Origin of the sequence: Rhodococcus sp. (in: high G+C Gram-positive bacteria) (genome assembly GCF_049286785.1) — a bacterium.
Taxonomy (GTDB): domain Bacteria; phylum Actinomycetota; class Actinomycetes; order Mycobacteriales; family Mycobacteriaceae; genus Rhodococcus_F.
Window position 1 is genome coordinate 1 of sequence record NZ_JBAQEO010000703.1, and the last position, 4,149, is coordinate 4,149.

At 64.6% G+C, this 4,149-nt stretch carries 5 protein-coding genes and 1 pseudogene; 2 read left to right on the plus strand and 4 right to left on the minus strand.

Annotated elements, in window-relative coordinates:
* Nucleotides 1–349: 349 nt before the first annotated feature.
* On the minus strand, nt 350–832 hold the full coding sequence (locus WAW17_RS25355; protein ID WP_422335637.1) for a RidA family protein: 483 nt from the start codon (nt 830–832) through the stop codon (nt 350–352).
* A gap of 294 nt (nt 833–1,126) precedes the next feature.
* Here WAW17_RS25355 and WAW17_RS25360 point away from each other — a divergent pair, with 294 nt between their 5' ends.
* Both WAW17_RS25360 and WAW17_RS25365 read left to right on the plus strand, forming a co-directional pair.
* A complete protein-coding gene (locus WAW17_RS25360; protein ID WP_422335638.1) occupies nt 1,127–1,765 on the plus strand; it encodes a hypothetical protein in 639 nt (212 codons plus the stop codon).
* Nucleotides 1,762–2,436, plus strand: a complete 675-nt coding sequence (locus WAW17_RS25365; RefSeq protein WP_422335639.1) for a hypothetical protein — start codon at nt 1,762–1,764, stop codon at nt 2,434–2,436. The genes WAW17_RS25360 and WAW17_RS25365 overlap by 4 nt, the downstream gene beginning before the upstream one ends.
* Nucleotides 2,437–2,505: 69 nt before the next feature.
* On the opposite strand, the gene WAW17_RS25370 is transcribed toward WAW17_RS25365, so the two are convergent.
* From WAW17_RS25370 to WAW17_RS25380, 3 genes and pseudogenes are all read right to left on the minus strand, one after another.
* Entirely contained in the window at nt 2,506–3,036 is a 531-nt protein-coding gene (locus tag WAW17_RS25370; protein ID WP_422335640.1) for a hypothetical protein, read from the minus strand.
* Between the two features lie 67 nt (nt 3,037–3,103).
* The gene (locus tag WAW17_RS25375) at nt 3,104–3,862 is read right to left on the minus strand and encodes an ABC transporter ATP-binding protein (RefSeq protein ID WP_422335641.1); all 759 of its coding nucleotides are present in this window, start codon (nt 3,860–3,862) and stop codon (nt 3,104–3,106) included.
* A pseudogene (locus WAW17_RS25380) lies at nt 3,859–4,149 on the minus strand (ABC transporter); the annotation flags it as partial. The pseudogene WAW17_RS25380 and the gene WAW17_RS25375, both read right to left, overlap by 4 nt.

The following is a 4,149-nucleotide window of genomic DNA, read 5'->3' on the forward strand; positions in this document are numbered from 1 at the left end:
ACACCGGGCTGCTCAGGAGACCCGCGATGCAGGACAGGCTGCGGCGAGCGACGCCGCACGAGCGGCCGGCCACGCGGTTGCTCCCCGACGGTGTGCTGATGGACGAGTTCCGTCGACCGTGAGTCGCGGCAAGCAACCCAAGCTCTCCGCCATCAGTTTTCACCTGCCGTCGCCGGACGTATCCGGCCATCAACCCACAGTCGCTCGCGATACAACTGCATCAGGCTCTCGCAGTTGTCTGCCGGGGCGGCGTACGCCGGGGCGGATTCGGTCAGCGGGGCAATATCGGGTCCACGAGTCCGGAACGAGAACAACCTCCGGCTGCAACACCCGACGCTCGAGTGGTAGCTCAATGCCGGATTTCGACCTCCGCGGAGATGATGACGGGCAGGTTGAGCGGGACACTCGAGACGCCGATCGCCGTGCGCGCGTGATTGCCGACCTCCGGCCCGAATAGGTCGAGGATGAGCTCGGAGCAGGGGTTCATCACTGCCGTGGTCTGCGGGTAGCCGGGATCGGAGTTCACGAACCCATTCACCATGAGCCAGGCCCCCACCCGGTCCAGGTCACCAAGCGCGGCCTTCAAGCTCGAGAGGATGGCGAGACTTGCCAGCCGCGCCGACTCCTGCGCGTGCTCGAGGGACACCTCACTCGGCACCTTGCCGAACGGGCCGTTCGGGGTTCCCTCTGCGGCGAGGGCGCCATGGCCGGATATGAACGCCCTGTCACCGCGTATCCGCACCCACTGGAATGGAATCTCGACGCCGTGGGGTACTTGGGGCTCACCCGGCAACTCCATACCCAACTCGCTGAGTCGTTGCTCGACCGTCATGTCGGTCCCTCTTCGCGCCCCACGCGGTGGCGTTCTCGAGCTCATGTGATTCCTGCTGTTCAACCGTCTCGAATTCCCACTTTGGACCGCCGGAACGGTGCTGTCCATGGCCCCGGCTCTCCGCCCCGGCAAGACCGGAACTCGGCGCCGTGCAGCGAACGTTCACTCTCGCATTCCATTGTCGACGAAGTGGGACCGGCCACCGATCGACGAAAGGTCGCACAGCCGTAGAAATATAGGGTAGGTTTACCTATCTAACTTCTTCTTCGTGTCTCACCGAAAGAACTCGTCACCATGCCGACCAACACCCTTCCCCAACAACCTCCTACCCCGCTTCCAGCGCCGGGCAACGCCGTGATTCGTCTCGTCATGGGAGGGGAGGCGGGCTCCCCCGGAGACGGCGACCCTCGCGTCGACGACGTGGACCTGTACCACCTCGACGATGTCGTTATGCAGAATGTGCGCGGGATGATCCTCGGCGGGAACTGCGACCAAATCTTCCTGGAACGCCGTCGTGAGCCGCTCACGGCATTCGTCACGTCCGGTGGGCGGATCGCCGTGATGGGCCACCCGCTCACCCACTTCCTCCCCGGCCTCGGCGTCTGGCGGAAGCTGCAGTACTCGGGCCCCAACGATCTGGCCATCACACTCGACGAACCACATCCCGTCTGGCAGGGAATCGATCCCACCGATCTCAGTGTCCGCAAAGGGGTTTCCGGCTTCTACGCGCGCGGATACAGCGAAAAGTTGCCAGCCGACGCCATCGTGACCACCCGCATCGGACGCCACCGCCTGCCCGTCGACTACGTCTATCCCCTGGGCGCGGGCGAGGTGCTGGTCCACGGCGGTAACGACCTCACCGGCTGGCTTACCGACTCCAACTCGTCCGCGAGCATGTCCGGGCAACTCCTCGATTGGCTGGCACAGCCATGACCGCACCGGAACCGTTCACCCGATCCGACCGTGCGCCCCGCGCGACCCGTACCCTCGCCCTCGTGCACGGCGGATCCTACTTCCACCTGCAGACGCTGAAAGACCCTGCGGTACTGGCCTATCAGCCGGAGTTCTTCTATCTGGCCGACCTCGAAGACGGCGATCTGGACGGGATCGACACGCTGATCGTCGCCGACCGCTTGCATCCCGACCTCGTGCGGCGCCACGCCCGGCAGTTCATTGCTGTCGCCGAACGCGGCGGCACTCTCGTGGTGCTCGGTGAGAACTCGGTGCACACGTGGCTTCCGGGCGTCATCTGGGAGCCACGGCCCACCAACTTCTGGTGGCGGCTGACCGGCGAGGACCCCATGATCAGAACTCGCAGCCCCGAACATGAGTCGTGGAAGTATCTGACCACGAAATCGGTGATCTGGCATCACCACGGGCTTTTGCGCACCGAGGCGGACGTGGTTCCCCTGTTGGTATCGGAGGAACCCGACGAATCCGGTCAGGCCCACGACGCCGGCATGATGCTGTACGAGGACACCGTCACCACCTCGGGACGGATCATCGCGACCACCCTCGATCCGACCTACCACCACGGCAGCAACTTCATGCCCGGTTCCACCCGTTTCCTGTACGCGCTGTTGCGCTGGATTGACAACACCTGAGCACACTCGCATGCAAGAGATGTGCCCGCCGCGCCGAAAGGCGCAGCGGGCACCTACTTTTCGTCAGATTCACTTCTCCCCGACGACGTCGTACACGTCGGCAGCCGGACTGGCCAGCAGCCTGTCAGCCATCTCCTGCTTCAGGACGGTGAGCCGGGCGTCTTCCTCGAAACTGCGGTCGGTCCTGCGTCCCAGCGAGATGAATTCGTCGGTGACGAATCCTTCGCGGATTTCGAGGCGAACGCTGCGACCACGGTAGGTGAGCACGAAGACGTAGCGCTCGAGGGTGGCACCTCGGTCGGTGCGTTCGAGCGCGGAATCGACCGTGAACCGATCCTCGGTGACTGCGCGGGTCACCATCTCGATCGTGTCGCGCACACCCGGACCGCGGTGTGCGGTCGCGATCTCGATCTCGCGTCGCGCGACCGGGCCGTCCACGCCGAGCAGCGGCAGTGCACGTTCGAGCACCTTGACCGCGTGCGCCACTCCACCGGGGAAACCGGGGCCGTGGTATTTCATCACCTCCCCCACTGTGTAGCTGATCACGGTGCCCTGGTCGAGAACCGTGATGGTTCCGTTGACAGCGTCGGTATTCGTCATGCAAGTTCTCCTGTCCAATGGCATGAAGCCGTCGAGAAATCGTTCTATTGCGGGGACGAAACTGGGATCATCGGATGCGGGTCGCCGCCGCGACGAGGGAAGCGGTGTAGTGGTGTTGCGGACGGCAGAGCACGTCGGAGATGAGTCCCTGCTCCACCACCCGGCCGTGTTGCATCACGATCACGCGATTGCAACCGCGTTGGGCGAGAGCCAGATCGTGCGTAATGTGCAGGATGGCGACGCCGAATCGCTCCCCGAGTTCGCGCATCAACTCGATCATCTCGACGCGCAACGACGCGTCCAGCATCTGCGTCGGCTCGTCGGCGAGGATCAGCTTCGGTTGCGTCACCAGTGCCCGCGCGAACGCGACGCGTTGGCGTTCACCGCCGGACAACTCGTGCGCGTACCGATTCGCATAGCGGCCGGGGTCCAACCGCACCGATTCCAGCGCCTCCACCGCGAGTCGTGTGCGCTCGGTCTTCGCCCCCATTCGCAGGATCACCATGGGTTCGGCCACGATCTCGCCCACCTTCAGCGTCGGCGGCAGTGAGGCGTACGGGTCCTGGAACACGAGGTGGACGTCACGGCGCAACCGCTTGGCCGCGCCGTGACCTGCAGTGGTCAGGTTTTCACCATCCAGCAGGATTCGACCGGAGCTCGGTTCGACCAGGCCCGCCACACAACGGGCGACGGTGGACTTTCCCGCACCCGACCCGCCGACCAGCGCCACCGACTCCCCCGTGTCGACGGTCAGGGAGACGTCGGTGATCGCCGCTCTGCCGTGAAAGTCGACTCCTAGCTGCTCGATCCTCAGTAGCGGCGTCATGACGCGCCCTCCAGGACGGCTGCGTCGAGCCGAACGATCGAATCGACCAATGTGCGGGTATAGGGATGGCGGGGCGAGGAGATGACGTCGATCGTCGATCCCACCTCGACGAGGTCGCCACCCTGCATCACCGCGATACGGTCCGCTACCCGTTCGATCACCGGCAGATCGTGGGACACGACCAGTAGGGCAAGACCCAGGTCGGCGCGCAAGCGATCGAGGAGGTCGAGGATTTCCCCCTCCACCAGAACGTCGAGGCCACTGGTCGGTTCGTCGGCGATGAGAAC